This is a genomic window from Streptomyces sp. NPDC037083 (assembly GCF_055606485.1).
In genome coordinates this window covers 118,825-143,850 of record NZ_JBVJSQ010000005.1, presented here as the reverse complement: position 1 = coordinate 143,850, position 25,026 = coordinate 118,825, and the positions used below count along the sequence as shown (strand labels likewise).

The window sequence follows — 25,026 nt, the reverse complement described above, 5'->3', positions numbered from 1 at the left end:
AAGACACACGCGGCGCCAAAGGTGCGAAACGGGTAATCACAACATACTGTCTGTAACCGTACCGTTTCGCTGCGTAGCGAAACATGTCACTCAGCCGGAAAAGGGAATGTAATGCGCAAGCTTCACAAGACCGCTCTCGTGGCTGCCATGCTCGGAGGCCTCTGCCTGGCCGGGGCCGGAACCGCCTCCGCCGGCGACTACGGCACGGGCTCGAACGGGGACCCCAGGCTCTGCGTTCAGGAAGCCGAGCAGGGCGACACGAACTTCCAGGTGGGCCTCATCAACCTCAACGACGTGCCTCTTCTGGGCAGCCTGACGAAGCAGAACGTGAACCAGCAGAGCTGCGTCAACGGGGACGACAGCGCCACCTTCACCGGCGCCGGCACGGAGTCGACCTCGAACGGCAACGGGCTGCTCAACGGTCTCCTGGGCGGGATCGGCGGCTGACCGTCCGACACCGACGGCGCCGGAATCCACACCCACGGATCCCGGCGCCGTCCGGCGTCGCCCCCCGGCGCTACTCCGCCCGGGGTCCCTCCTTCTCCACCGCCTCCGGCGGCAGCGCCGGGGTGACCGGGGCCGCGGGCCTCAGCTTCAGCCAGGCCAGGAAGAACAGGCCGAGGGCCAGCATGCCCAGGCCGGTCCACAGGTTGATGTTGATCCCCTGGGCCTTGTCGATCTCCGCGTCGCCGTCCGTGAGGCCGGCGATCGTCACGATGACGCCGTAGAGGACGAACAGGCCGCCGATGATGCGGCGCAGGTCGAAGATGCGGGCCGCGGTCGCGGACTTCTGCTCCAGCTCGGTGACCTCGCGCTGGACGTCGGCCTCGGAGTACCCCGCCCGCCGCAGCCGTTCCGCGGCCTCGGCGCGCTCGGACGGTTCGAATTGCTCTGACATGGCGTTTCCATCCTCCCGCGGTTGTCGCGAGGGCTCAGAACGAGAACGGGATGTAGCAGGCGGCGGCCAGGATCACCGCGCCCCAGCCCAACAGCGCGGGCCTGCGGTACCAGGCGTCGTCGCCCGCGGCCGGCGGTTCGGCCATGCCGGGCGAGACAGTGCCGTAGACCAGGCCCTGGAGCTCCTCGTCCGGCTTGGGGGCGGTGAACAGCGACACCGCGACCATCACCACCGCGCCCGCCACGAAGCCCGCGATGGCCGAGACGAAGTTCGCGCCCTGGTCGGTGGGGATGCCGATGACGTCCTGCTTGTAGAGGACGAAGTAGTTGACCATCGCGGCCGTGGTGCCCGCCAGCAGGCCCCAGAAGCCGGACTTCTTCGAGGCCCGCTTCCAGAACATGCCGACGATGAAGACCACGAACATCGGCACGTTGAAGAAGCTGAACAGGGTCTGCAGGTAGCTCATGATGTTCGAGAAGGACGAGGCGAGGAACGCCGTGCCCACCGACGCGGCCACGCCGATCGCCGTGATCAGGCGGCCGAACCGGACGTAGTAGGCGTCCTCCCGCCCCCGCACCACGTACTTCGCCCAGATGTCGGTGGTGAAGACGGTGTTGAACGAGGAGACGTTCGCCGCCATGCCCGCCATGAACGCCGCCAGCAGGCCCGTCACCGCGATGCCCAGCACGCCGTTCGGCAGCAGCTCCTGCATGAGGTACGGGATCGCGTCGTTGTACTGCAGGTCGGAGTCGCTGGTGCCGATCCCGGGCACCAGCACCGCCGCCACCAGGCCCGGGATCATCACCAGGAAGACGATGAAGACCTTCGGGTAGGCCGCGATGAGCGGGGTGCGCTGGGCCGCGGAGAGGTTCTTGGCCGACAGGGCGCGCTGCACCTCGGCGAAGTTCGTCGTCCAGTAGCCGAAGGACAGCACGAAGCCCAGGCCCAGCACGATCGTCAGCCAGTTCGCGCCGAGCGGGTTGGCGCTGCCGATGCCCGTGCCGCCCCAGGCGGTGACGAAGTCGTCCCCGTGGGTCGCGGTCAGCTGGTCGGACAGGCCGCCCCAGCCGCCCACCTTCTTCAGGCCCAGCACCGACAGCGGGATGAGGGCCGCCAGGATCACGAAGAACTGGAGCACCTCGTTGTAGATCGCCGAGGACAGGCCGCCCAGGGTGATGTACGCGAGGACGAAGAAGCCCGCGACGACGATCGCCACCCACTGCGGCCACCCCAGCAGGGCCTCGACGACGATCGCCAGCGCGTACAGGTTCACCCCGGAGATCAGGATGGCCGCGAAGGCGAACAAGGCCGAGCTCAGCAGGTGCGCCCCCTTGTCGAAGCGCAGGAGCAGGAACTCCGGGACCGAGCGGACCTTGCTGCCGTAGTAGAACGGCATCATCACCAGGCCCAGGAACACCATCGCCGGGATGGCGCCGATCCAGTACCAGTGGACGGTGTACGCCCCGTACTGCGCACTGTTCGCGGCCATGCCCAGGATCTCGGTGGCGGCCAGGTTGGCCGAGATGAACGCGAGGCCCGTGATCCAGGCGGGCAGCGAGCGGCCGGAGAGGAAGAAGTCGAGGCTGGTCTTCACCGATCTGCGGGCGGCGAAGCCGATGCCCAGGACCACGACGAAGTAGATGCCGAGGATCGTGTAGTCGAGCCAGTTCGTCGGGAGGCGCAGCTCCGCCGCCAGCCCTGCCGCCGAATGTGTGGGGGTTCGCATGCCCTGCTCACTTCTTTTGGTGTTCTTTGTTTGGTTGTGATGGTGACTCGCGTGGGGTTTTATGCTTTTATGTGTTCGGTTCTGTTGGAAGCCCGCTAGGTGTACGGATCCAGGTCCGAGGACCTGGAGCTACGGAGGAGAGTCGCGGTGAAGAAGACCTCGACCCGCTTGGCCGACGGTCGTGAGCTGATCTACTACGACCAGCGGGACGACTCGGTGCGTGACGCGGTGGACAGGCGTCCCCTGGACCCCACGGTCACCACTTCGGAGGTACGGCGGGACCCGCTGCTCGGCGACTCCATCGCCGTCGCCTCGCACCGGCAGGGGCGCACCTATCACCCGCCGGCCGACGAGTGCCCGCTCTGCCCGTCGCAGGGCGACCGGCTCAGCGAGATCCCGGACTCGTCCTACGACGCCGTCGTCTTCGAGAACCGCTTCCCCTCCCTGGCCGGCGACTCCGGGCGCTGCGAGGTGGTCTGCTTCACCTCCGACCACAACGCGTCCTTCGCCGACCTCACCGAGGAACAGGCGGGACTGGTCCTCGAGGCGTGGACGGACCGCACGTCCGAGCTGTCGCATCTGCCCTCCGTGGAACAGGTGTTCTGCTTCGAGAACCGCGGCGCCGAGATCGGCGTGACCCTGGGTCACCCGCACGGGCAGATCTACGCCTACCCCTTCACCACCCCCCGCACCGCCCTGATGCTGCGTTCGGTCGCCGCGCACAAGGAGGCGACGGGCGGGGAGAACCTCTTCGACGCCGTCCTGGAGCGTGAACTCGCCGACGAGCGGGTCGTCCTGGAGGGTGAACACTGGGTCGCGTTCGTGCCGTACGCGGCGCACTGGCCCTACGAGGTGCACCTCTACCCCAAGGGCCGGGTCCCCGACCTGCTCGGCCTCGACGAGGGCGCGCGCACAGAGTTTCCCAAGGTTTACCTGGAACTCTTGAGGCGCTTCGACCGGATCTTCGGCGAAGGTGAACCGCCCACGCCGTACATCTCCGCCTGGCACCAGGCGCCGTTCGGCGCGCTGGAGGAGTTCGAGGGCGTCAACCGCGACGACTTCGCGCTGCACCTCGAGCTTTTCACCATCCGCCGCACTTCCGGCAAGCTGAAGTTCCTCGCGGGCTCCGAATCGGGCATGAACGTCTTCATCAACGACGTGCCGCCGGAGTTCGCGGCCCGGCGACTGCGAGAGGTAGCGAGTTCATGAGCGGCACCACCGGCACGAGCGGCAAGTATCTGGTCACGGGCGGCGCGGGTTACGTCGGCGGCGTCGTCGCCCAGCACCTGCTGGAGGCCGGCCACGAGGTCGTCGTCCTCGACAACCTCTCCACCGGCTTCCGCGAGGGCGTCCCGGCCGGCGCCGAGTTCGTCGAGGGCGACATCCGCGACGCCGCCAAGCACCTGGACGCCTCCTTCGACGCGGTGCTCCACTTCGCCGCGTTCTCCCAGGTCGGCGAGTCCGTCGTCAAGCCCGAGAAGTACTGGGACAACAACGTCGGCGGCACCATGGCCCTGCTCGGCGCCATGCGCGAGGCCGGCGTGCGCAAGCTGGTCTTCTCGTCCACCGCGGCCACCTACGGGGAGCCGGAGCAGGTGCCGATCGTCGAGAGCGCGCCGACGAGGCCCACCAACCCCTACGGCGCCTCCAAGCTCGCCGTCGACCACATGATCACCGGCGAGGCCGCCGCCCACGGGCTCGGCGCGGTGTCCCTGCGGTACTTCAACGTCGCCGGCGCCTACGGCGGGCAGGGCGAGCGCCACGACCCCGAGTCGCACCTGATCCCGCTGGTCCTGCAGGTCGCGCAGGGCCGCCGCGACGCCGTCTCGGTCTTCGGCGACGACTACCCCACCCCCGACGGCACCTGCGTGCGCGACTACATCCACGTCGCCGACCTGGCCGAGGCGCACCTGCTGGCCGTCGCCGCCGCCAAGCCCGGCGAGCACCTCATCTGCAACCTCGGCAACGGCAACGGCTTCTCCGTCCGTGAGGTCATCGAGACCGTCCGCAAGGTCACCGGGCACCCGATCCCCGAGGTCGCGGCCCCCCGCAGGGGCGGCGACCCGGCCGTTCTGGTCGCCTCGGCGGCCACCGCCCGCGAGCAGCTGGGCTGGAAGCCGTCCCGCGCGGATCTCGCGGGTATCGTCGCGGACGCGTGGGAGTTCGCGCAGCACATCGCAAGCAGCGCAGGGGAGCGGTAATGGGGGCACAGCAGGTCCGGGACGCCTTCGTCGAGCTGTACGGCACGCAACCCGACGGGGTCTGGGCGGCGCCCGGCCGCGTCAACCTCATCGGCGAGCACACCGACTACAACGACGGCTTCGTCATGCCCTTCGCGCTGCCGCACACCGCGCTCGCGGCCGTCTCCCGGCGCGAGGACGGCCGGCTGCGCCTGCACTCGTCCGACATCGAGGGCGGCGTCGTCGAGCTGACGGTGGACTCCCTCGCCCCCGGGTCGGACGACGGCTGGACCGCCTACCCCGCCGGCGTCGTCTGGGCGCTGCGCGAGGCCGGCCATCCGGTCACCGGCGCGGACGTCCAGCTCGCCTCGACGGTGCCGACCGGCGCGGGCCTGTCCTCGTCGGCGGCCCTGGAGGTCGTCGTCGCGCTCGCCCTGAACGACCTGTTCGAACTCGGGCTGCCCGGCTGGAAACTGGCCCGTCTGTGCCAGCGCGCGGAGAACGTCTACGTCGGCGCGCCCACCGGCATCATGGACCAGACCGCCTCCGCCTGCTGCGAGAGCGGCCACGCGCTGTTCCTCGACACCCGCGACCTCTCCCAGAAGCAGATCCCCCTCGACCTCGAGGCGGAGGGCATGCGGCTGCTGGTCGTGGACACCCAGGTCAAGCACGCGCACAGCGGCGGCGAGTACGGCAAGCGCCGGGCCGGCTGCGAGAAGGGCGCGGCCCTGCTCGGCGTCGACGCGCTGCGGGACGTCCCGTTCGCCGGCCTGGACGCGGCGCTGGCCCGTCTAGGCGACGAGGAGGAGGTCCGCCGTCTGGTGCGGCACGTGGTCACGGAGGACGAGCGCGTCGAACGCGTGGTGCGACTGCTGGAGTCGGGCGACACCCGGGCCGTCGGCCCGGTCCTCACCGAGGGGCACGCCTCCCTGCGGGACGACTTCCGGGTCTCCTGCCCGGAGCTGGACCTGGTCGTCGACACCGCCGTCGCCGCCGGCGCGCTCGGCGCGCGGATGACCGGCGGCGGCTTCGGCGGCTCGGCGATCGTCCTGGCCGAGGCCACCGACGTCGACACCCTCACCAAGGCCGTCGAGGAGGCCTTCGCCGCCGCCGGCCTCACGGCCCCGCGGGTGTTCGAGGCGGTGCCGTCGGCGGGGGCGCGGCGGGTGAGCTGAGCGGTTCCCGGTACCGGGGCGGGGCGGTCCTCCCGCCTCACCCCGGTTCGTGCGTCAGCCGCTTGGTCAGGGTGTACTCCGTGATGCCGGGCGGGTAGTCCTCGATCACGCACACGACCTCGTAGCCCTGGCGACGGTAGAAGTCCGGCGCCTGGAAGTCCCAGGTCTCCAGGCGCACGCGGTCGCAGCCCCGTTCGTCGCGGGCGACGCGTTCCGCCTCGGCGAGGAGCCGGGAGCCCAGTCCCGCGCCGCGCAGACGGGCGTCCACCCACAGGTGGGCGACGTGCAGCCAGGTGGTCCAGGTGTGGCCCACCAGACCACCGGCCAGTTCACCCCCCGGCCCGCTGGCCCACACGTGCAGGGGGGACTCGCGTTCGTCCGGGGTGCCGCGCAGGGCGCGCAGGACCGGGGAGGCCTCCGTGTTGGCGGCCAGGAGCCGGGAACGGAGAAGATCGCGCCGAGTCCTGTCGACTTCTGTCTCAAGACGAAACATGCGGCACACCATAAACGCGCCGGCCTACCAGTTCTGCAAATTGTCTTCCCCTGTCAGCCCACAGCCCTACCCTGTGAACAGAACCGGTGGGGGCCGGTGCTGATCAGGGGGCGAGACAGCCGGGTACGACGCCCGCGGTGGGGGTAGCAGTCTCTGCACGGCGGCGGCCGTGCGGTCTGGCGCCCCCTCCGGGCGTCGTGTCCGCGCCGGTCGTCGTTCTCCGTCTCCGGACCTTTGGGGTATCCCCTGCTCTGTCAAGGAGCTTGGGGAAGGGGGTTTCGTGGTTCGCATCCGTGTACTGGTCGTCGACGACCACCGTATCTTCGCCGAGTCGCTCGCCGCGGCTCTGGCGGCCGAGCCGGACGTCGACGTGTCCGCGGCCGGCAGCGGCCCGGCGGCACTGCGCAGCCTGGATCGCGCGGCCGCCGAAGGGCGCCGGTACGACGTGCTGCTCGTCGACGCCGACCTGGGCGGCAGCCTGCCCGGCATACGGCCCGCCGTGCCCGTGCAGGAGGTGGGGGAGGACGGGCTCGTCGACGGGATATCGCTGGTCGCGGGCGTGCGTGGCGCACAGCCCCAGGTCCGGATCGTCGTGCTCGCCGAGAAGGACGACCCGCGCCGCGCGGCCCTCGCCCTGCAGGCCGGGGCGTCCGGCTGGGTGGCGAAGGACTGCTCGCTGTCGCGTCTGCTGACGGTCATCCGCGGGGTGCTGCGCGAGGAGACCCATCTGCCGCCCGCCCTGCTCACCGGCGTCCTGCGGGAGTTGACGGCCGCCCGCAAGCACCGCACCGAGAGCGAACGGCTGGTGGAGTCCCTCACGCCGAGGGAGCGCGAAGTGCTGCGGTGCATGGTGGCGGGCCTGGGGCGCAAGGCCGTCGCCGAGCGCCTCTTCCTGTCCCCGCACACCGTCCGCACCCACATGCAGAACGTCCTCGGCAAGCTGGGCGTGCACTCCACGCTCGCCGCGGTCGCCCTCGCGCGTCGCGCGGGGGTCGGACCGGTCGATCTGCCCTCAGCCGGGGATGTTGTCGAACGGGGCGGTCAACTGGCGTAGCAGGCCCGCCAGTTCACCGCGCTGGGCCTGGGAGAGCTCGGCCAGGATCGCCCGCTCCTGGTCGAGCAGTCCGGCGAGCGCCTGGTCGGCGCGGTCCTTGCCGTCGTCCGTGAGCCGGACCAGCACACCGCGCCGGTCGCTGGGGTCCGGCAGCCGCTCCACCAGGCCCTTCTTCGCGAGCCGGTCGATGCGGTTCGTCATCGTGCCCGAGGTCACCAGCGTCTGCGTCAGCAGCTGCCCCGGCGAGAGCTGATACGGGGCTCCCGCGCGCCTGAGCGCCGTCAGGACGTCGAACTCCCACGGCTCCAGCTGGTGCTCGGAGAACGCCAGCCGGCGTGCCCGGTCCAGGTGCCGGGCCAGTCTGCTCACCCGGCTGAGTACTTCCAGCGGCTCCACGTCGAGGTCCGGGCGCTCCCGGCGCCACGCTGCGACCAGCCGATCGACCTCGTCCTCCATGACGATCAGTGTAGTGGTTGTGTCGACATGAAGTCTCTTGACATCAAGTCTCTTGACATCGAGATAAAGCCCCGGGGAGAGTGACGGCATGACGACGAACCCCTCCTGGGACCCCGCCCAGTACCTGCGCCACGCCGGCCACCGCGCCCGCCCCTTCGCCGACCTCCTCGCCCGGGTCCCCGACCTGCCCGGCGATCCGCCCCGCATCGCCGACCTCGGCTGCGGCCCCGGCAACGTCACCGTCCTCCTCGCCGACCGCTGGCCCACCGCCCGGATCACCGGCTACGACAACTCGCCCGAGATGCTCGCCGACGCCGCTGCGCACGCGGGCCCGCGCCTGGACTTCGCGCACACCGACCTCGCCGAGTGGACTCCCGGGGAGACCTACGACCTCCTCGTGTCGAACGCCGCCCTGCACTGGGTCCCCGGCCACCTCGACGCCTTCGCCGGCTGGCTCGACGGCCTCGCCGTCGGCGGCGCCTTCGCCTTCCAGGTCCCGCACAACATCGACGCGCCCCTGCACGCCCTGATGCGAGACCTGGGCGGCAGCGCCCGATGGAAGAGCCGCCTCGGCGGCGTCCTGCGCCACGAGACTTCCGTCCACGCGCCCGGCGTCTACCTCGACCGGCTGGCCCGCCTCGGCTGCGAGACCGACGTGTGGACCACCACCTACCACCACGTCCTGCAGGGCGAGGACCCCGTCCTCGACTGGGTCAGGGGCACCGGCCTGCGCCCCGCCCTCGACGCCCTCGCCGACGACCCCGAGGCCCGCGACGCCTTCGTCGCCGAATACCGCGACCTGCTGCGCGAGGCCTACCCGAGCGCGCCGTACGGCACCGTCCTGCCCTTCCGCCGCCTGTTCGCCGTCGCCAGGAAGGAGGGCTGAGGTGCTCGCAGCCGTCGACCACGTCCAGCTCGCCGCCCCGCCCGGCTCGGAGGACCTCCTGCGCGCCTTCTACGCCGACGCCCTCGGCATGACCGAGATCCCCAAGCCGCCCGCGCTCGCGGCGAACGGAGGATGCTGGTTCCAGGCCGGGCCCGTCCAGCTCCACCTGGGGACCGAGAGCGGCTTCCGGCCGTCGAGCAAGGCCCACCCCGGGCTGCGGGTCACCGGCATCGAGGCGTTCGCGGCCCGGCTGGCGGGCCACGGCGTGCGGGTCGCCTGGGACGACGCCCTGCCCGGTCACCGCCGCTTCTACGCCCAGGACCCGGTCGGCAACCGGCTGGAGTTCCTGGAACCCCTCGGCGGGGTTTGAAAGACCCGGGCCGGGTCACTCGCTGTGGTGAGACAACCCGCAGACCTGACTGGGAGTGATGGACAGTGGCAGGCGAGCAGAAGTCCAAGGCGAAGATGGAGCAGGCCAAGGGCAAGGCCAAGGAGACGGTCGGCCGTGCCGTGGGCAACGAGAGGCTCGAGGCCGAGGGCCGCGCCGACCAGGCGAAGGGCGACGCCCGCCAGGCGAAGGAGAAGACGAAGGACGTCTTCAAGCACTGAGCGTCCGCACGTGAACAGGGGCGCCGGCGCCGCCCCTGACGCAGACAGGCCCCCCGTCCCAGGGACGGGGGGCCTGCGCACGTCGTGGCGCCCGGCGCTCTCGGTGCCCGATCGGCACGGTGCCCGATCGGCACGGCGGCCGATCAGCTCTTGCGGTGCCAGATCAGCTCTTGCGGTGCCCGATCAGCCGGGGCTTGGCCTCCAGGCCGTCCAGGCCGTGCCAGGACAGGTTCACCAGGTGGGCGGCCACCTCCGCCTTCTTCGGGCGGCGCACGTCCAGCCACCACTGGCCGGTCAGGGCGACCATGCCGACCAGGGCCTGCGCGTACAGGGGGGCCAGCTTCGGATCGAAGCCGCGGTTCTTGAACTCGCGGCCCAGGATGTCCTCCACCTGTGTGGCGATGTCGGAGATCAACGAGGCGAAGGACCCCGTCGACTGGGGGATGGGGGAGTCGCGGACCAGGATCCGGAAGCCGTCCGTGTACTCCTCGATGTAGTCCAGGAGTGCGAAGGCCGCCTGTTCGAGGAGCTCGCGCGGGTGGCCCGCCGTCAACGACGACGTGACCATGTCCAGCAGTCGGCGCATCTCCCGGTCCACCACGACCGCGTACAGCCCCTCCTTGCCGCCGAAGTGCTCGTACACCACCGGCTTGGACACCCCGGCCTTCGCCGCGATCTCCTCCACCGACGTGCCCTCGAACCCCTTCGCCGCGAACAGGGTGCGACCGATCTCCAGCAACTGCTGTCGGCGCTCCGCCCCCGTCATACGGGTACGACGAGTGCGCCGCGGCTTCGCTTCACCGCTGGGACTGGAGGTACTGCTGGGATCGGTCGCCACGCCGTCAATCATGCCGCCTCAGCGGTCGCCTTCCCCTGCCGGGAGCCGCCCTCACCGGTCTCACGACGCGAATCGATACGTGAGCGTGACGGCCAGCGCACGTCGTACGCCCACCCGAGCATCTCGAACCACCGGATGAACCGCGCCGAGGAGTCCACCTGGCCCCGCATCACCCCGTGCCGCGCCGACGTCGGGTCGGCGTGGTGCAGGTTGTGCCAGGACTCGCCGCAGGACAGGACCGCCAGCCACCACACGTTGCCCGACCGGTCCCGGGACTTGAACGGCCGCTTGCCCACCGCGTGACAGATCGAGTTGATCGACCACGTCACGTGGTGCAGCAGGGCCACGCGCACCAGCGAGCCCCAGAAGAACGCCGTGAACGCGCCCCACCAGGACATCGTCACCAGCCCGCCCACCAGCGGCGGGATCGCCAGCGACAGCACCGTGAAGAAGATGAACTGCCGCGAGATCGCACGGATCGCCGGGTCCTTGATCAGATCCGGCGCGTACTTGTCCTGCGGGGTCTGCTCCTCGTCGAACATCCATGCGATGTGGGCCCACCACAGGCCCTTCATCAGTGCCGGCACCGACTCCCCGAACCGCCACGGCGAATGCGGGTCGCCCTCAGCGTCGGAGAACTTGTGGTGCTTGCGGTGATCGGCCACCCACCGGACCAGCGGACCCTCCACCGCCATCGACCCCATGACCGCCAACGCGATCCGAAGCGGCCGCTTCGCCTTGAACGAACCGTGCGTGAAGTACCGGTGGAAACCGATCGTGATGCCGTGGCAGCCGAGGAAGTACATGAAGACCATCAGCCCCATGTCCAGCCAGCTCACCCCCCATCCCCAGGCCAGCGGCACCGCCGCCAGCACCGCGAGGAACGGAACGACGATGAAGAGCAGCAGCGTGATCTGCTCGATCGAACGCTTCTGCTCGCCACCCAGGGTGGCGGAGGGCGTGGTGGAGCCGTCGGGCGCCTTCGAAGGGTCTTCGATCACGTTGGAGCCTGTGGTCATGCGCGTCCCCTGGGGGGTCTTGGAATGGGGGTGGGTGCCGTACCGCCGGAACCCATGGCGTTTTCCTACGGTCCCGTAACCTACGGCCTCGTAAGTATGGCAGCGCACTGCCCAGCGGCAAGAGCCCGCCAACCTGCGCGTCTCCGAGGACACCTATCCTTGGAGACGGTCGGACAGCGCGGTCCGCTCTGATTTCTTCCCGGATGGTCCGGCCCGTATGCGGCGCCTGCCGCCAGGCCGACATCCGAGTTCCCTCCCGGACGAGCTTCAACACTGCAAGGAGCCGCACCTGTGAGCAGTGCCGACGACCTTGGCCAGGCCACCACGACGACCAGCACCGAGCTGCGCGCCGACATCCGCCGTTTGGGCGACCTCCTCGGCGAGACCCTCGTCCGGCAGGAGGGCCCCGAGCTCCTCGACCTGGTCGAAAAGGTCCGCCGCCTCACCCGAGAGGACGGCGAAGCCGCCGCCGAGCTGCTGCGTGGCATCGAACTGGAGACCGCGGCCAAGCTGGTCCGCGCCTTCTCCACCTACTTCCACCTGGCCAACGTCACCGAACAGGTACACCGCGGCCGCGAACTGCGCGAGCGCCGCGCCGCGGAAGGCGGCCTCCTCGCCCGCACCGCCGACCGCCTCAAGGACGCCGACCCCGAACACGTCCAGCAGACGGTCCGCAACCTCAACGTGCGCCCCGTCTTCACGGCGCACCCCACCGAAGCCGCGCGCCGGTCGGTACTCAACAAGCTCCGGCGCATCGCCGCACTCCTCGAGACCCCCGTCATCGAGTCCGACCGCCGCCGCTACGACACCCGCCTCGCCGAGAACATCGACCTGGTCTGGCAGACGGACGAACTGCGCGTCGTACGCCCCGAGCCCACCGACGAGGCCCGCAACGCCATCTACTACCTCGACGAACTCCACGCGGGCGCCGTGGGCGACGTCCTCGAGGACCTGACGGCGGAACTGGAGCGCGTCGGCGTGAAGCTCCCCGACGACACGCGCCCCCTCACCTTCGGCACCTGGATCGGCGGCGACCGCGACGGCAACCCCAACGTCACCCCCGCCGTGACCTGGGACGTCCTCATCCTCCAGCACGAACACGGCATCAACGACGCCCTGGAGACCATCGACGAACTCCGCGGCTTCCTGTCGAACTCCATCCGCTACACCGGCGCCACCGAGGAACTCCTCGAATCCCTCAAGAACGATCTCGAACGCCTGCCCGAGATCAGCCCCCGCTACAAGCGCCTCAACGCCGAAGAGCCCTACCGCCTCAAGGCCACCTGCATCCGGCAGAAGCTCGAGAACACCAAGCAGCGCCTCGCCAAGGGCACCCCCCACGCCCCCGGCCGCGACTACCTCGGCACCAGCGAACTGCTCCAGGACCTCACCCTCATCCAGACCTCGCTGCGCGAACACCGCGGCGGCCTCTTCGCCGACGGCCGCATGAACCGCACCATCCGCACCCTCGCCGCCTTCGGCCTCCAGCTCGCCACCATGGACGTCCGCGAACACGCCGACGCCCACCACCACGCCCTCGGCCAGCTCTTCGACCGCCTCGGCGAGGAATCCTGGCGCTACGCCGACATGCCCCGCGAGTACCGCACCAAGCTCCTCGCCAAGGAACTCAGGTCACGCCGGCCGCTCGCCCCCACCCCGGCCCCCGTCGACGCCGCCGGCGAGAAGACCCTCGGCGTCTTCCTCACCGTCAAGCGCGCCCTGGAAGTCTTCGGGTCCGAGGTCATCGAGTCCTACATCATCTCCATGTGCCAGGGCGCCGACGACGTGTTCGCCGCCGCCGTCCTCGCCCGCGAGGCCGGGCTCGTCGACCTCCACGCCGGCTGGGCCAAGATCGGCATCGTCCCCCTGCTGGAGACCACCGACGAGCTCAAGGCCGCCGACACCATCCTGGAGGACATGCTCTCCGACCCGTCGTACCGCCGACTGGTGGCACTGCGCGGAGACGTCCAGGAAGTCATGCTCGGCTACTCCGACTCCTCCAAGTTCGGCGGCATCACCACCAGCCAGTGGGAGATCCACCGCGCCCAGCGCCGGCTGCGCGACGTCGCCCACCGCTACGGCGTCCGCCTGCGCCTCTTCCACGGCCGCGGCGGCACCGTCGGCCGCGGTGGCGGCCCCTCCCACAACGCCATCCTCGCCCAGCCCTGGGGCACCCTCGAAGGCGAGATCAAGGTCACCGAACAGGGCGAGGTCATCTCCGACAAGTACCTCATCCCCTCCCTGGCCAGAGAGAACCTGGAACTGACGGTCGCCGCGACCCTGCAGGCCTCCGCCCTGCACACCGCGCCCCGCCAGTCCGACGAGGCCCTCGCCCGCTGGGACGCCGCCATGGACGTCGTCTCGGACGCCGCCCACGCCGCCTACCGCACCCTCGTCGAGGACCCGGACCTGCCGACGTACTTCCTCGCGTCGACGCCGGTGGACCAGCTCGCCGACCTGCACCTGGGCTCCCGGCCCTCCCGCCGCCCCGGCTCCGGCGTCTCACTCGACGGCCTGCGCGCCATCCCCTGGGTCTTCGGCTGGACCCAGTCCCGCCAGATCGTCCCCGGCTGGTACGGCGTCGGCTCCGGCCTCAAGGCCCTGCGCGAGGCGGGCCTGGACACCGTGCTCGACGAGATGCACGAACAGTGGCACTTCTTCCGCAACTTCATCTCCAACGTCGAGATGACCCTCGCCAAGACCGACCTGCGCATCGCCCAGCACTACGTCGACACCCTCGTCCCCGACGAGCTCCGCCACGTCTTCGACACCATCAAGGCCGAACACGCCCTCACCGTCGCCGAAGTCCTCAAGGTCACCGGCGAACGGGAACTCCTCGACGCCACACCCGCCCTCAAGCAGACCTTCTCCATCCGCGACGCCTACCTGGACCCCATCTCCTACCTCCAGGTGACCCTGCTCAAGCGCCAGCGCGACGCCGCGGCCGCCGGCGCCGAACCCGACCCGCTGCTCGCCCGAGCCCTCCTCCTCACCGTCAACGGTGTGGCGGCGGGCCTGCGCAACACCGGCTGACCGGCAGCCGACACGAGCGTGCCCCCGAGCGTCGTACCTGCTCGGGGGCACCCTCATGTTCCGTGCGGACGTCAGGCCCGGCGCCGCCGCACCACCAGGTAACCGCCCGCGCCGACCAGCACGGCCGCGACGCCCGCCAGCGCGCCCACCGGAGCCCCGTTGCCCGTCTCGGCGAGGCCGCCGCCACCGCCCTGCGGTCCGGGAGCCGAGGACGGAGTCGACCCCGCCGAACCCGACGGCTCCGCCGACACCGAGGAACCGGGCGACGCGGACGCGGACGCCGAGGGGGACGACGACGCCGAACCCGACGGAGACGACGACGGAGACGACGTGGAGCCGCCACCGCCCTCCTCGTCCTCGCACTCCGTCCAGAACACCTTGTGCTTCGCGGCCCCCTTCTCGCCCTCGAAGTTCCAGAACAGCTTGTAGTGCCCGTCCGCCAGCGACAGGTCCTCGGTACGGCCGTGACCCTTGCCGTCCAGGGTGATCGAGCCGGTCTTCACCGTCTCGCCCTTGGAGTCGGCGTCCGGCGCCCAGGCCTCGATGTGCCAGTCCACCTTCGCCAGACCGTCGAAGTGGAAGGCGTCCAGATAGAACGAGCAGACGTGCGGCTCGTTGCGCTCGTCGAACTCGCCCGTCGTCGACTTGTGGATCTTCACATCGCCGTTGTCCCCCGGCGGGGCGGCATGTGCGGCGACAGGCGCGGCGAACACCGCGACAGCAGCGACGGCGGACAAGGCGCCGACACGGGAAAAGGTGCGCATGGGGCAATCCATCTTCGAGTGACGAAAGGGAAGATGTGGAGGGGGCGGCTCAGCTTCCTGCCGACACTGATCCGCGGTCAATCACAAACGGGCAACATATAGCCCCCCGCAGTAAAAAGCAGACGCCAAACACTCTCAGATCGTCACGAAAGCCGCCGTCAACAACGCCACCCCCGACCCCGCCAACACCCACCCCGCCCGCACCCGCCCCAGACCACCCGCAACCACCACCGACGCCAGCAACAACGCCCCACCCAACGGCACCCACGCGTACAACACCCCGGCAGGACCCGACCGCACCGCCTCCTCGCCACCCGGCTTGAGGACCACCGCGTAGGTCTCCCCCTTCCGCACCGCCACCGAGTTCTCCATCACCACCCGCGCACGAGCCCTCGACCCCGCCGACAACGGCGCATACGACCCCGCACACATCTCCTCACCACACCGCGTCACCGCGACCGTGCCCTGCTCCCGGCCCTTCGTCAGCATCACGTGCTGCGCCACACCCCAGGACCCCCACACCCCCGCGATCAGGATCAGCACCGCGACCGCACCCATCGCCGCGAACCGCCCCCACCGCAACGCCACCACCGACACCTGCCCACCGGCAACCCCCCTACGGGAGGAACCCGGACGACGATGAGAACGGACGGCGGTGGCAGGCATGGCCGGGATCATTGGCCATGCCCGAACGACACGTCAACCTCGGCGGGCGACAAGTCACGAGTTGTACGTGCTCTGCGCCCGCTCCAACCCCTCCAACACCAACGCCTCCACCGCATCCGCCGCCCGGTCCACGAAGTAACCCAGCTCCTTGCGCTCCGCCGACGCGAAATCCTTCAGCACGAAATCCGCCACCTGCATCCGCCCCGGCGGCCGCCCGATCCCGAACCGCACCCGGTGATACTCCGCACCCATCGCCTTCGTCATCGACTTCAGACCGTTGTGCCCGTTGTCCCCGCCCCCCAGCTTCAACCGCAGCACGCCATAGTCGATGTCCAACTCGTCGTGCACCGCCACGATGTTCGCCACCGGCACCTTGTAGAAGTCCCGCAACGCGTTCACCGGACCACCCGACACGTTCATGAACGACATCGGCTTCGCCAGCACCACCCGCCGACTCCCCACCCCCGGCGGACCGATCCGCCCCTCGACGACCTGCGCCTGCGCCTTCCCCGCCCGCTTGAACCGGCCCCCGATCCGCTCGGCCAGCAGGTCCGCCACCATGAAACCGACGTTGTGCCGGTTCATCGCGTACTCCGGACCCGGATTGCCGAGGCCCACGATCAGCCAGGGCGCATTGGCATCGGTCGTCACGTGCATGTCTCCTTGGATACGCGCCAGCCGCCGCCCCCGGAGGGAACGGCGGCTGACGCCAACACTGCTGTGGGCAATCGCTCCGCACGGCGGGACAGGGTGCAACAGAGCGCAACAGAGGGGCACTCACCGCAGCGCCGGACGCCGGCACACCGACATCACGACAACGGCGGCCCCACCGCCGGTCAGGCCTCCGCGGACTCTTCGCCCTCGGCGGACTCGCCCTCCGGGGCCTCCTCCGCCTGCGCGGCCAGAACCTGCAGGACGACCGTCTCGCCGTCCACACCCAGCTTGGTGCCCTTCGGCAGCGGGATGTCCTTGGCGAGAACCGAGTCACCGGCCGACAGACCCTCGACGGAGACCGTCACCGACTCCGGGATGTGAGTGGCCTCGGCCTCGACCGGCAGCGCGTTCAGCACGTGCTCGAGCAGGTTGCCGCCCGGCGCCAGCTCACCCTCGGTGTGCACGAAGATCTCGACGTTGACCTTCTCGCCACGCTTGACCAGCTGCAGGTCGACGTGCTCCAGGAAACCCTTGATCGGGTCACGCTGCACCGACTTCGGGATCGCCAGCTCGTTGGTCTTGCCGTCGATGTCCAGCGCGATCAGCACGTTCGGCGTACGCAGCGCCAGCAGCAGCTCGTGACCCGGAAGCGTCAGGTGCAGCGGGTCGGAACCGTGACCGTACAGAACGCCGGGAACCTTGTTGTCACGACGGATACGGCGGGCCGCACCCTTGCCGAACTCGCTGCGGGTCTCGGCGGAGATCTTGACCTCGGACATGATCACTCCTCGTAGAACTGGGAAACGGTGGTCACCCGGCCACGAACGGCCTGCTACGAAGAGCGCGTCGATAACGGACAGCCGCATCCCCGAACCATCAGGAACGGAAACGGCCTCCCTCGCCGAGCAACTTGAGCAGTCTACTCGGCCAGGGAGGCCACAGAAAAATCGATCAACCCAGGAGGCGGACGACCTACTGCTCGTCGAACAGGCTCGTCACCGAACCGTCCTCGAACACCTCACGCACCGCACTCGCGATCGTCGGCGCGATCGACAGCACCGTGATCTTGTCCAGCTCCAGCTCACCCGGAGTCGGAAGCGTGTTCGTGAAGATGAACTCACTCACCTTCGAGTTCTTCAGACGATCCGCCGCCGGACCCGACAGCACACCGTGCGTCGCCGTCACGATGACATCCTCCGCACCGTGCGCGAACAACGCGTCCGCAGCCGCACAGATCGTGCCACCCGTGTCGATCATGTCGTCCACCAGCACACAGACCCGGCCCTTGACCTCGCCCACGACCTCATGGACCGTCACCTGGTTCGCCACGTCCTTGTCACGCCGCTTGTGCACGATGGCCAGCGGCGCGCCCAGCCGGTCACACCAGCGGTCCGCGACCCGCACCCGGCCCGCGTCCGGCGAGACCACCGTCAGCTTCTTGCGGTCCACCTTGCTGCCCACATAGTCCGCGAGCAGAGGAAGAGCGAAGAGATGGTCCACCGGGCCGTCGAAGAAGCCCTGGATCTGGTCCGTGTGCAGATCCACCGTCAGGATCCGGTCCGCACCCGCCGTCTTCATCATGTCCGCGATCAGACGCGCCGAGATCGGCTCACGCCCACGGTGCTTCTTGTCCTGACGGGCATACCCGTAGAACGGCACGATCACGGTGATCGAACGCGCCGACGCACGCTTCAACGCGTCGATCATGATCAACTGCTCCATGATCCACTTGTTGATCGGAGCCGTGTGGCTCTGGATCAGGAAGCAGTCCGCACCGCGCGCCGACTCCTGATAACGCACATAGATCTCACCATTGGCGAAATCGAAGGCCTTCGTCGGGACGACCCCGACACCCAGCTGGTGGGCGACCTCCTCGGCAAGCTCGGGGTGGGCGCGGCCGGAGAAGAACATCATCTTCTTCTCGCCGGTCGTCTTGATCCCGGTCACAGCACTGTCTCCTCAGAGGTGTCTCAGCTGGACGTCGAGAGACCTCGCCACTGGGCGCGACGCGGCCGTCTCAGCTGGTGGGGTGCGAATGTGCACTTATCACGGTACGCCGAGTCCGACGTACCTGTTTCCGGTCAGCTTTCGCTTTCGCCCTGACGAGAGGCCGCCTCAGCCGCCTTCGCCGCCGCACTGCCCGGACGCTTACGAGCCACCCAACCCTCGATATTCCGCTGCTGACCACGGGCCACGGCCAACGAACCGGGCGGCACATCCTTCGTGATCACGGACCCGGCAGCGGTGTACGCACCGTCCCCGACCGTGACAGGCGCCACAAACATGTTGTCCGAACCCGTCCGGCAGTGCGACCCGACGGTCGTGTGATGCTTGTCCTGCCCGTCGTAGTTCACGAACACACTGGCAGCACCGATGTTCGAATACTCGCCGATCGTCGCGTCACCGACGTAAGACAGGTGCGGAATCTTCGAACCCTCGCCGATCGAGGCGTTCTTCGTCTCCACGTAGGTGCCGATCTTGCCCTTCGCCCCCAGACGGGTACCGGGACGAAGGTACGCGAACGGCCCCACCGACGCGTTCGCGCCGATCTGGGAGCTGTACGACACCGTGTTGTCGACCCGCGCCCCCGCACCGACCTTCGTGTCCGTCAGCCGGCTGTTCGGACCGACCTCCGCACCCTCACCGAGATGCGTCGAGCCCAGCAACTGCGTGCCCGGCAGGACCACCGCGTCCTGCTCGAACGTCACCGTCACGTCGACCCACGTGGACGCCGGATCCATGACCGTCACACCCGACAGCATCGCCGCGGTCAGCAGCCGGTCGTTCAGGATGCGACGCGCCTCACTGAGCTGCACCCGGTTGTTGATGCCGGCGATCTCACGGTGATCGGCAGCCACCGACGCACCGACACGGTGACCCGCCTCACGAAGAATCCCCAGCACGTCCGTCAGGTACTCCTCACCCTGACTGTTGTCCGTCCGGACCTTCTTCAACGCCTCCGCCAGAAGCTGCCCGTCGAACGCGAACACCCCGGAGTTGATCTCCCGGATCGCCCGCACCGCCTCCGACGCGTCCTTGTGCTCGACGATCCCCGTCACCGCACCCGAAGCCTCGTCCCGCACGATCCGCCCGTACCCGGTCGCATCCGGCACCTCGGCCGTCAGCACCGTGACCGCGTTCCCGTCCGCCCGATGGGTCGCCGCCAGCTCGGCCAGCGTCGCACCCGTCAACAACGGGGTGTCACCGCAGACGACCACCACGGTCCCGTCCACACCGCCGCCGAGCTGCTCCAGCCCCATCCGGACGGCGTGCCCGGTGCCGTTCTGCTCCTCCTGCACGGCGGTGCGCACGGCGGCGTCGACCTCGGAGAGGTGCGCGGTGACCTTCTCGCGGGCATGCCCGACGACGACGACCAGGTTCTCCGGGTCCAGCTCGCGGGCGGCGGCCAGCACGTGACCCACGAGGCTGCGGCCGCAGATCTCGTGGAGAACCTTCGGTATGGCCGACTTCATACGGGTGCCCTCACCCGCTGCGAGTACGACGACGGCTGCCGGGCGAATGGCGCTCACGGAGTTGCCCTTCGGCTGTGGAGAGGTGGGACATCCGAAGGATACCGGGGCGTTTCTCGGGCGACATGAGAGTGGGTCCCGACCTGCCTAGGTCAGGACCCGAACCGAGCATGGCTCCCCCGCCAGGACTCGAACCCGGACATATGGCACCAAAAGCCACAGTGCTGCCAATTACACCACAGGGGAATATTCTCGACTAAACCGGACATTTACTCCGGTCGTCGAGTGGCGCTTCCTACTATGCCGCACCACCAGCCTTCGATGCGACGGTAAAGATCGGCCCCCTGTCGCACTTTGATGCCGAGGCAGCCTCGGTGGGCGTCTCCCGTGTTCTTGCGCACGGTCCTCGGGTTGTGGTTCTTGAGGACGGTCTTGCCGAAAGCCGACGTGTCGACGCCGACCAGGTCGGACCAGTACTGCTCGGCTGTGAGGACGTCCGCGGACTCGTGAATCATGACGCGGCAGTGCAGTCGGTCTCGACTCACCTCCAGCAGGTCCAGCCAGGCCAGCAAGACGTTGATCACTCCCGGGTCGCTGTTGACGAACTCCACGCACTCCCGGCGGGCGTGGGGCTTGTCCTTGGTGCCCTCGGCCCAATAAAGGGCAACGCCGGCGAGGAACAGTTCGCGATCCGACAGTGTCCCGATGGCTTTCGCCGCCTCCTGCTTCGTGGCCTCACGTGCCTGCTCGCGGGAAGCCTGTAGGCGTGCCAATCCCGCGTTCATGCGCTCCCGCCCTTCCTCCGGGGTGCACTTGGGCTGGGGGTGGGCGAGATCGCGTACCCAGAGTGAGATCGAACTCTTCGAGCACCCTAGCTCTGCCTGGATCTCGTTGTACTCCAGCCCTGAAGCCGCAGCTCCCTCGCCCTGGCCCGCAGGTCGTCCTTCGCCCTTGAGCGCTTCGTCCACGCAGGCGGCGGCTCACCCTTCACCAGTCGGTTGAGGGTGTCGTTGTTGTAGATCTTCAGCTCGTCGCGGATCTGCCGTCGGCTGAGGCCCTCGCGCCGTAGGGCGACCGCCCGTTCACGGAGGGCCTCGAAGTCCGCGTACTTGCCATCGGAATGTGCCATGTGCATACCGTCCGAGCGGAATGCTCGGTTCCGGGGTCGAACGGGCGTGGTTCAGCAGTTCGAGGGATACCGGTGGGTTTCGATGTTGTTCGGTTACGGTGTGTGGTGTGGGTCAGTCGGAGAAAGTCGCCGGAAAAGGCGGGGGCTGCGCCCGTAGGGTGGAGTCATGACCACGACGGGGGAAGCGGACACGGCGGCCCGGGGAGGGCCGTTGTGGTGGAGCAGACGGCGTAGCGCGGCGTTCGACTGGAGCCTGGGGCTCGTGTCCGCCGTGGAGTGTGCGGTGGAGGGGGTTCCGTTCGCGCGGGACGCCGGGATTCCGGTGGCGGCGGGGGTGGTGTTCGGGGCGCTGGCCGGGTCGGTGTTGGTGGTGCGGCGGAAGTGGCCGATCGCGGTGGTGTTGGTGGCGATCGCGATCACGCCGGCCCAGATGGGTTTTCTGATGGGGATCGTGGGGCTGTACACGCTGGCCGCGTCGGAGCTGCCTCGGCGGATCATCGCCTCGTTGGCGGGGATGCAGTTGGTGGGGACGTTGATCGTGACGTTCGTGCAGGTGCGGCAGAGCATGGCGCGGGGGACGTTGACGATGGGGGACTGGTTCGTCCCGTTCGCGGCGATCACGACGTCGTTGGGGTTGACGGCGCCGCCGTTGTTGCTGGGGATGTATGTGGGGGCGCGGCGTCGGTTGATGGAGAGTCTGCGGGAGCGGGCGGACAGTCTTGAGCGGGAGTTGCAGTTGCTCGCCGAGCGGGCGGAGGAGCGTGCGGAGTGGGCGCGGGGCGAGGAGCGGACGCGGATCGCGCGGGAGATGCACGACGTGGTGGCTCATCGGGTGAGTTTGATGGTGGTGCATGCGGCGGCGTTGCAGGCGGTGGCGCGGAAGGATCCGGAGAAGGCCGTGCGGAACGCGGTGTTGGTGGGGGACATGGGGCGGCAGGCGTTGACCGAGTTGCGGGAGATGCTCGGGGTGTTGCGCAGTGGTGGTTCGGGGGTGCGGGCTGCGTCGGTGCCGTTGGTTGCGGTGGCTTCGGCGGTGGTGGAGGAGGGTGAGGGGCCGTGTCTGGAGGAGTTGGAGGAGTTGGTGGGGCAGTCGGCGGCTGCGGGGATGGTGGTGGAGTTGTCGGTGGAGGGTGATGTGCGGTCGTATGCGCCGGAGATCGAGCAGACGGCGTATCGGGTGGTGCAGGAGGCGTTGACGAACGCTCACAAGCATGCGGCGGGGGCGAAGACGCATGTGCGGTTGGCGCATCGGGTGGCGGAGATCGCGATGCAGGTGGAGAACGGTGCGCCGCCTGAGGTGGGGGCGGCGTCGGCGGCGGGGTTGCCGTCGGGGGGCAATGGTTTGGTGGGGATGAGGGAGCGGGTGACGGCGTTGGGCGGGGTGTTCGTGTCGGGGCCGACGGAGGCGGGGGGTTTTCGGGTGTCGGCGGTGATTCCGGCGTCGTAGTGCCGGGTGAGGGGTCTGTGGTGCTGGTGTGGCTGGGGGATCAGCCTGCGGTGAGGCGGATGGGTTCGATGCCGGCGGTGAGGGTGCCGAGGGCGTGGTCGATGTCGGGGCCGAGGTACCAGTCGCCGGTGTGGTCGAGGGCGTAGACGCGGCCTTCGGCGTCGATGGCGAGGAGGGAGTCGGTGTCGGTTTCGGTGCCGAGGGGGGCGACGTCGGTGTCGAGGGCGCGGCCGAGGTCGGCGAGGGTGCGGGCGAGGTGGAGGCCGTGGAGGGGGTCGAGGTGGAGGGTGGTGGGGGCGATCTGGCGGCCGGGGCCGGTGGGGGTGATGGTGAGTCCGCCGAATTCGGCCCAGGCTTCGACGGCGGCGGGGAAGACGGCGTGGCGGTGGCCGGCGGGTGAGGTGTGTCCGCGCAGGGTGTCGGCCCAGATTTCGGCTTGTTTGATGTCCCAGCGTCCGGGTTGCCAGCCGGCGGCGCGCAGGGCGGCGTCGACGGGTACGGGGAAGCGGGTGGAGGAGGTGCGGTCGGGGTGCATCTGCCCTTCGTTCGTCGTGCTGGTGGTGCGTGGCCGGGTGTGGGGGGTGGCCGGGGGTGTTCGGGTCAGTCGCCGGTCGTGGGGTCGACGATGCGGACGCCGAAGTGGTCGCTGAGGGCGGTGCAGGCGCGGCAGGGGTTGGCGAAGCTGCCGTGGAGGGGGTCGCCGTCCTCGCGGATGCGGCGGGTGGTGAGTTTGGCTTGTTTGAGGGTTTTGCGGGCTTCGCCGTTGCTCATGGGGCGGCGTGCGGCGCGTCGGCTGCGGGCGGCGTCGGCGGTGGCGATGTGGCGGGAGATGAGGAGTGCTTCGGCGCAGCGGCCGGTGAAGCGGTCGCGTTGGGCGCTGGTGAGGGTGTCGAGGAAGTCCTGGACGAGGGGGTGCAGGGGTGGGGGGCGGTCGCCGCGGGCGGCGGTGCCGGTGAGGGTGGTGCCGCGGACGGAGAGGGCGGCGGCGACGGTGGGGAGTATGCCGTCGCGGCGGTGGCGGAGGGTGGGGGTGTGGGGGGTTTCGGTGGCGGACCAGCCGATGCGGGGGTCGCCGGTGCCGGTGTGCGGTTCGGCGGTGGGGGTGGTGTGGTGGTCGCCCGTGGTGCGGTGATGCAGGTCGTCGGACCTGCCGGTGTGTGACCCCGTCTGTGTCGCATTCATGATCGTTTTCCCCTCCGTGCATCCCCCGGAAGGTCACAGGGTGCCAAATGGCGTGGCGGGTGCGGAAGCTGGGGCGGTGCGACACGCCCGGGTTTGGGCGGGCTGTCACGGCGGGGTGACGGCTGGTCACGGAAGTGGAGGGCCGGTGACCGCTGTCGTCGTACCGCATAGGCTGTCGGCACCGTGAGCGCGCGGTTGACGCGCGTCGGAGCTTGTTGGAGACAGTCGATACGGGCGTGGTGGGCGGGTCCGGAAGCGGAACCGGCCGCTGCGGGCCGTACAGAGTGCCGCAGGGGGCAACCGCCATGACGACAGGTCGGCTCGGGCTGGGGGCACCTCCCGGCCGCCAGGCTGGGGGACAGGCCACGCCGCCGAACGCGGCCTATGCCGGGCAGGTCGTGCATTTCCCGGATCCGGTCCGGGCGGCACGGCACCCCAGGGGTGTGCGGGTGGACGAGCGGGGCTACCCGGACTTCTCGCCGTATGCGCGTGCGGTCGCGGAGATCGCGGATCCGCCGGAGGGTTTCGGCGTGGACGAGTTGCGGTTGACGGACTACGTGTCGGCGAACGCGGCGTTGGCGGCTTCGGGGCACGAGCTGTGGGACACGGTGTCCGCGGTGGCGACTCCGCATGGCTGGACGTGGCATCACGTGGTGGGTTCGCGGCGGCTGGAGCTGGTCCCGGTCGAGGTGAAGGCGTTGTTGCGGCATCACGGTGGGGTGTCGACGGCGGTGGTGGACCAGTCGAAGCGGGGGACGCGGCCGTTGCAGGAGACGCGTCCTGCGCATTTCGGGCTGCCGAAGTCGGGTGTGGCGGTGACGGAGCAGCAGGTGCAGGGGGTCGAGGAGGATCTGGGGTATCGGCTGCCGGGGGCGTATCGGTCGTTCGTGAAGGCGGCGGGCGGTTGTGCGCCGGTGGGCGCGGCGCTGGACGCGGAGTTGGGGCTGCTGGTGGACCAGCCGTTCTTCACGGTGCGGGACGAGGCGGCGGTCAATGACCTGGTGTATGTGAACAAGTGTCTGCGTGATCATCTGACGAAGGACTTTCTGGGCGTCGCTTTCGTGCAGGGCGGGCTGCTGGCCGTGAAGGTGCGGGGTGAGCGGGCCGGTTCGGTGTGGTTCTGTGCGTATGACGACGTGCGGGACGTGGATCCGGGGTGGTCGCCGGCGGAACGGATGGAGCGGTTGCTGTTGCCGTGCGGTGAGGACTTCGACGTCTTTCTGTCGCGGTTGGCCGGTAATCCGCCGGAGTTGGAGACGGTGGCGAATCTGATGGTGGACGGCGGGTTCGCGCGGGCGGTTCCGGTGTCGTCCGTGTCGTCCGTGGGTGCGGGGGAGTGAGCTGAGC

At 69.4% G+C, this 25,026-nt stretch carries 25 protein-coding genes, 1 tRNA gene and 1 pseudogene; 11 read left to right on the top strand and 16 right to left on the bottom strand.

What is annotated here, in order from left to right; genetic code table 11:
* Positions 1-111 precede the first annotated feature (111 nt).
* Positions 112-447 (top strand): hypothetical protein, encoded by a 336-nt coding sequence (locus ACZ7DE_RS15415; protein WP_470761320.1) that lies wholly within the window; start codon positions 112-114, stop codon positions 445-447.
* Between the two features lie 70 nt (positions 448-517).
* Here ACZ7DE_RS15415 and ACZ7DE_RS15410 read toward each other — a convergent pair whose 3' ends face one another.
* Together ACZ7DE_RS15410 and ACZ7DE_RS15405 are read right to left on the bottom strand one after the other, a co-directional pair.
* Positions 518-898: a hypothetical protein gene (locus tag ACZ7DE_RS15410; protein WP_470761318.1), complete on the bottom strand. Its 381-nt coding sequence runs from the start codon at positions 896-898 to the stop codon at positions 518-520.
* A gap of 34 nt (positions 899-932) precedes the next feature.
* The gene (locus ACZ7DE_RS15405) at positions 933-2,624 is read right to left on the bottom strand and encodes a sodium:solute symporter family protein (protein WP_470761316.1); all 1,692 of its coding nucleotides are present in this window, start codon (positions 2,622-2,624) and stop codon (positions 933-935) included.
* 147 nt (positions 2,625-2,771) lie between these two features.
* Here ACZ7DE_RS15405 and galT point away from each other — a divergent pair, with 147 nt between their 5' ends.
* The 3 genes from galT to galK are packed head-to-tail and all read left to right on the top strand — an operon-like array spanning position 2,772 to position 5,979.
* Complete coding sequence (galT, locus tag ACZ7DE_RS15400) at positions 2,772-3,833, top strand: galactose-1-phosphate uridylyltransferase (RefSeq protein WP_470761315.1); 1,062 nt, start codon at positions 2,772-2,774, stop codon at positions 3,831-3,833.
* A complete protein-coding gene (gene galE, locus ACZ7DE_RS15395) occupies positions 3,830-4,825 on the top strand; it encodes a UDP-glucose 4-epimerase GalE (RefSeq protein ID WP_470761313.1) in 996 nt (331 codons plus the stop codon). Before galT ends, galE begins: the two co-directional genes overlap by 4 nt.
* Positions 4,825-5,979 (top strand): galactokinase, encoded by a 1,155-nt coding sequence (gene galK, locus ACZ7DE_RS15390; RefSeq protein WP_470761311.1) that lies wholly within the window; start codon positions 4,825-4,827, stop codon positions 5,977-5,979. The genes galE and galK overlap by 1 nt, the downstream gene beginning before the upstream one ends.
* A gap of 37 nt (positions 5,980-6,016) precedes the next feature.
* Here galK and ACZ7DE_RS15385 read toward each other — a convergent pair whose 3' ends face one another.
* The gene (locus tag ACZ7DE_RS15385) at positions 6,017-6,484 is read right to left on the bottom strand and encodes a GNAT family N-acetyltransferase (RefSeq protein WP_470761310.1); all 468 of its coding nucleotides are present in this window, start codon (positions 6,482-6,484) and stop codon (positions 6,017-6,019) included.
* Between the two features lie 268 nt (positions 6,485-6,752).
* Between ACZ7DE_RS15385 and ACZ7DE_RS15380 the strand changes: the two genes are divergently transcribed.
* Entirely contained in the window at positions 6,753-7,526 is a 774-nt protein-coding gene (locus ACZ7DE_RS15380; RefSeq protein ID WP_470761308.1) for a LuxR C-terminal-related transcriptional regulator, read from the top strand.
* Here ACZ7DE_RS15380 and ACZ7DE_RS15375 read toward each other — a convergent pair.
* Positions 7,485-7,982: a MarR family winged helix-turn-helix transcriptional regulator gene (locus ACZ7DE_RS15375; protein ID WP_069768607.1), complete on the bottom strand. Its 498-nt coding sequence runs from the start codon at positions 7,980-7,982 to the stop codon at positions 7,485-7,487. The two genes, ACZ7DE_RS15380 and ACZ7DE_RS15375, sit on opposite strands and share 42 nt — an antisense overlap.
* 88 nt (positions 7,983-8,070) lie before the next feature.
* Here ACZ7DE_RS15375 and ACZ7DE_RS15370 point away from each other — a divergent pair, with 88 nt between their 5' ends.
* The 3 genes from ACZ7DE_RS15370 (at position 8,071) to ACZ7DE_RS15360 (ending at position 9,477) form a co-directional block, all read left to right on the top strand.
* Positions 8,071-8,868 carry a trans-aconitate 2-methyltransferase gene (locus ACZ7DE_RS15370; protein ID WP_470761306.1) on the top strand — a complete coding sequence of 266 codons (798 nt, stop codon included), beginning with the start codon at positions 8,071-8,073 and terminating at the stop codon, positions 8,866-8,868.
* A 1-nt stretch (position 8,869) separates the two neighbouring features.
* On the top strand, positions 8,870-9,238 hold the full coding sequence (locus tag ACZ7DE_RS15365) for a VOC family protein (RefSeq protein WP_470761304.1): 369 nt from the start codon (positions 8,870-8,872) through the stop codon (positions 9,236-9,238).
* Between the two features lie 65 nt (positions 9,239-9,303).
* Positions 9,304-9,477: a CsbD family protein gene (locus ACZ7DE_RS15360; RefSeq protein ID WP_069768604.1), complete on the top strand. Its 174-nt coding sequence runs from the start codon at positions 9,304-9,306 to the stop codon at positions 9,475-9,477.
* Between the two features lie 163 nt (positions 9,478-9,640).
* Here ACZ7DE_RS15360 and ACZ7DE_RS15355 read toward each other — a convergent pair whose 3' ends face one another.
* Both ACZ7DE_RS15355 and ACZ7DE_RS15350 read right to left on the bottom strand, forming a co-directional pair.
* On the bottom strand, positions 9,641-10,327 hold the full coding sequence (locus ACZ7DE_RS15355) for a TetR family transcriptional regulator (protein WP_470761302.1): 687 nt from the start codon (positions 10,325-10,327) through the stop codon (positions 9,641-9,643).
* A complete protein-coding gene (locus ACZ7DE_RS15350) occupies positions 10,324-11,334 on the bottom strand; it encodes an acyl-CoA desaturase (RefSeq protein ID WP_470761300.1) in 1,011 nt (336 codons plus the stop codon). The genes ACZ7DE_RS15355 and ACZ7DE_RS15350 overlap by 4 nt, the downstream gene beginning before the upstream one ends.
* 291 nt (positions 11,335-11,625) lie before the next feature.
* Between ACZ7DE_RS15350 and ppc the strand changes: the two genes are divergently transcribed.
* Positions 11,626-14,367 carry a phosphoenolpyruvate carboxylase gene (ppc, locus tag ACZ7DE_RS15345; RefSeq protein WP_470761298.1) on the top strand — a complete coding sequence of 914 codons (2,742 nt, stop codon included), beginning with the start codon at positions 11,626-11,628 and terminating at the stop codon, positions 14,365-14,367.
* 71 nt (positions 14,368-14,438) lie between these two features.
* On the opposite strand, the gene ACZ7DE_RS15340 is transcribed toward ppc, so the two are convergent.
* The 8 genes and pseudogenes from ACZ7DE_RS15340 to ACZ7DE_RS15305 all read right to left on the bottom strand — a co-directional run bounded on the left by ACZ7DE_RS15340 (position 14,439) and on the right by ACZ7DE_RS15305 (position 21,050).
* Complete coding sequence (locus ACZ7DE_RS15340) at positions 14,439-15,131, bottom strand: LPXTG cell wall anchor domain-containing protein (RefSeq protein ID WP_470761297.1); 693 nt, start codon at positions 15,129-15,131, stop codon at positions 14,439-14,441.
* Positions 15,132-15,266: 135 nt separating this feature from the next.
* Positions 15,267-15,809: a hypothetical protein gene (locus tag ACZ7DE_RS15335; protein WP_470761296.1), complete on the bottom strand. Its 543-nt coding sequence runs from the start codon at positions 15,807-15,809 to the stop codon at positions 15,267-15,269.
* A gap of 42 nt (positions 15,810-15,851) precedes the next feature.
* Entirely contained in the window at positions 15,852-16,454 is a 603-nt protein-coding gene (pth, locus tag ACZ7DE_RS15330) for an aminoacyl-tRNA hydrolase (protein WP_470761295.1), read from the bottom strand.
* A 179-nt stretch (positions 16,455-16,633) separates the two neighbouring features.
* Positions 16,634-17,230, bottom strand: coding sequence for a 50S ribosomal protein L25/general stress protein Ctc (locus ACZ7DE_RS15325; RefSeq protein ID WP_470761293.1), 597 nt, complete (start codon positions 17,228-17,230; stop codon positions 16,634-16,636).
* 193 nt (positions 17,231-17,423) lie between these two features.
* Positions 17,424-18,398 carry a ribose-phosphate diphosphokinase gene (locus ACZ7DE_RS15320; RefSeq protein ID WP_470761291.1) on the bottom strand — a complete coding sequence of 325 codons (975 nt, stop codon included), beginning with the start codon at positions 18,396-18,398 and terminating at the stop codon, positions 17,424-17,426.
* Between the two features lie 134 nt (positions 18,399-18,532).
* Positions 18,533-19,981 carry a bifunctional UDP-N-acetylglucosamine diphosphorylase/glucosamine-1-phosphate N-acetyltransferase GlmU gene (gene glmU / locus ACZ7DE_RS15315; RefSeq protein WP_470761289.1) on the bottom strand — a complete coding sequence of 483 codons (1,449 nt, stop codon included), beginning with the start codon at positions 19,979-19,981 and terminating at the stop codon, positions 18,533-18,535.
* Positions 19,982-20,092: 111 nt separating this feature from the next.
* Positions 20,093-20,167, bottom strand: a tRNA-Gln gene (locus ACZ7DE_RS15310).
* A gap of 23 nt (positions 20,168-20,190) precedes the next feature.
* A pseudogene (locus tag ACZ7DE_RS15305) lies at positions 20,191-21,050 on the bottom strand (hypothetical protein).
* Between the two features lie 166 nt (positions 21,051-21,216).
* Here ACZ7DE_RS15305 and ACZ7DE_RS15300 point away from each other — a divergent pair.
* Positions 21,217-22,497, top strand: coding sequence for a sensor histidine kinase (locus ACZ7DE_RS15300; RefSeq protein ID WP_470761287.1), 1,281 nt, complete (start codon positions 21,217-21,219; stop codon positions 22,495-22,497).
* A gap of 40 nt (positions 22,498-22,537) precedes the next feature.
* Here ACZ7DE_RS15300 and ACZ7DE_RS15295 read toward each other — a convergent pair whose 3' ends face one another.
* Together ACZ7DE_RS15295 and ACZ7DE_RS15290 are read right to left on the bottom strand one after the other, a co-directional pair.
* The gene (locus ACZ7DE_RS15295; protein WP_470761285.1) at positions 22,538-23,032 is read right to left on the bottom strand and encodes an SUKH-3 domain-containing protein; all 495 of its coding nucleotides are present in this window, start codon (positions 23,030-23,032) and stop codon (positions 22,538-22,540) included.
* Between the two features lie 65 nt (positions 23,033-23,097).
* Positions 23,098-23,679 carry a YwqJ-related putative deaminase gene (locus ACZ7DE_RS15290; RefSeq protein WP_470761283.1) on the bottom strand — a complete coding sequence of 194 codons (582 nt, stop codon included), beginning with the start codon at positions 23,677-23,679 and terminating at the stop codon, positions 23,098-23,100.
* A gap of 305 nt (positions 23,680-23,984) precedes the next feature.
* Here ACZ7DE_RS15290 and ACZ7DE_RS15285 point away from each other — a divergent pair, with 305 nt between their 5' ends.
* Positions 23,985-25,019: an SMI1/KNR4 family protein gene (locus ACZ7DE_RS15285; RefSeq protein ID WP_470762019.1), complete on the top strand. Its 1,035-nt coding sequence runs from the start codon at positions 23,985-23,987 to the stop codon at positions 25,017-25,019.
* The last annotated feature ends 7 nt before the right edge of the window (positions 25,020-25,026 follow it).

Bases quoted from the DNA above. Each gene is read 5' to 3' on its own strand.
- ACZ7DE_RS15415 (WP_470761320.1), top strand. From the start codon at position 112: ATGCGCAAGCTTCACAAGACCGCTCTCGTGGCTGCCATGCTCGGAGGC.
- ACZ7DE_RS15410 (WP_470761318.1), bottom strand. From the start codon at position 898: ATGTCAGAGCAATTCGAACCGTCCGAGCGCGCCGAGGCCGCGGAACGG.
- ACZ7DE_RS15405 (WP_470761316.1), bottom strand. From the start codon at position 2,624: ATGCGAACCCCCACACATTCGGCGGCAGGGCTGGCGGCGGAGCTGCGC.
- galE (WP_470761313.1), top strand. From the start codon at position 3,830: ATGAGCGGCACCACCGGCACGAGCGGCAAGTATCTGGTCACGGGCGGC.
- galK (WP_470761311.1), top strand. From the start codon at position 4,825: ATGGGGGCACAGCAGGTCCGGGACGCCTTCGTCGAGCTGTACGGCACG.
- ACZ7DE_RS15385 (WP_470761310.1), bottom strand. From the start codon at position 6,484: ATGGTGTGCCGCATGTTTCGTCTTGAGACAGAAGTCGACAGGACTCGG.
- ACZ7DE_RS15375 (WP_069768607.1), bottom strand. From the start codon at position 7,982: ATGGAGGACGAGGTCGATCGGCTGGTCGCAGCGTGGCGCCGGGAGCGC.
- ACZ7DE_RS15370 (WP_470761306.1), top strand. From the start codon at position 8,071: ATGACGACGAACCCCTCCTGGGACCCCGCCCAGTACCTGCGCCACGCC.
- ACZ7DE_RS15355 (WP_470761302.1), bottom strand. From the start codon at position 10,327: ATGATTGACGGCGTGGCGACCGATCCCAGCAGTACCTCCAGTCCCAGC.
- ACZ7DE_RS15350 (WP_470761300.1), bottom strand. From the start codon at position 11,334: ATGACCACAGGCTCCAACGTGATCGAAGACCCTTCGAAGGCGCCCGAC.
- ACZ7DE_RS15340 (WP_470761297.1), bottom strand. From the start codon at position 15,131: ATGCGCACCTTTTCCCGTGTCGGCGCCTTGTCCGCCGTCGCTGCTGTC.
- ACZ7DE_RS15335 (WP_470761296.1), bottom strand. From the start codon at position 15,809: ATGATCCCGGCCATGCCTGCCACCGCCGTCCGTTCTCATCGTCGTCCG.
- pth (WP_470761295.1), bottom strand. From the start codon at position 16,454: ATGCACGTGACGACCGATGCCAATGCGCCCTGGCTGATCGTGGGCCTC.
- ACZ7DE_RS15325 (WP_470761293.1), bottom strand. From the start codon at position 17,230: ATGTCCGAGGTCAAGATCTCCGCCGAGACCCGCAGCGAGTTCGGCAAG.
- ACZ7DE_RS15300 (WP_470761287.1), top strand. From the start codon at position 21,217: ATGACCACGACGGGGGAAGCGGACACGGCGGCCCGGGGAGGGCCGTTG.
- ACZ7DE_RS15295 (WP_470761285.1), bottom strand. From the start codon at position 23,032: ATGCACCCCGACCGCACCTCCTCCACCCGCTTCCCCGTACCCGTCGAC.
- ACZ7DE_RS15290 (WP_470761283.1), bottom strand. From the start codon at position 23,679: ATGAATGCGACACAGACGGGGTCACACACCGGCAGGTCCGACGACCTG.
- ACZ7DE_RS15285 (WP_470762019.1), top strand. From the start codon at position 23,985: ATGACGACAGGTCGGCTCGGGCTGGGGGCACCTCCCGGCCGCCAGGCT.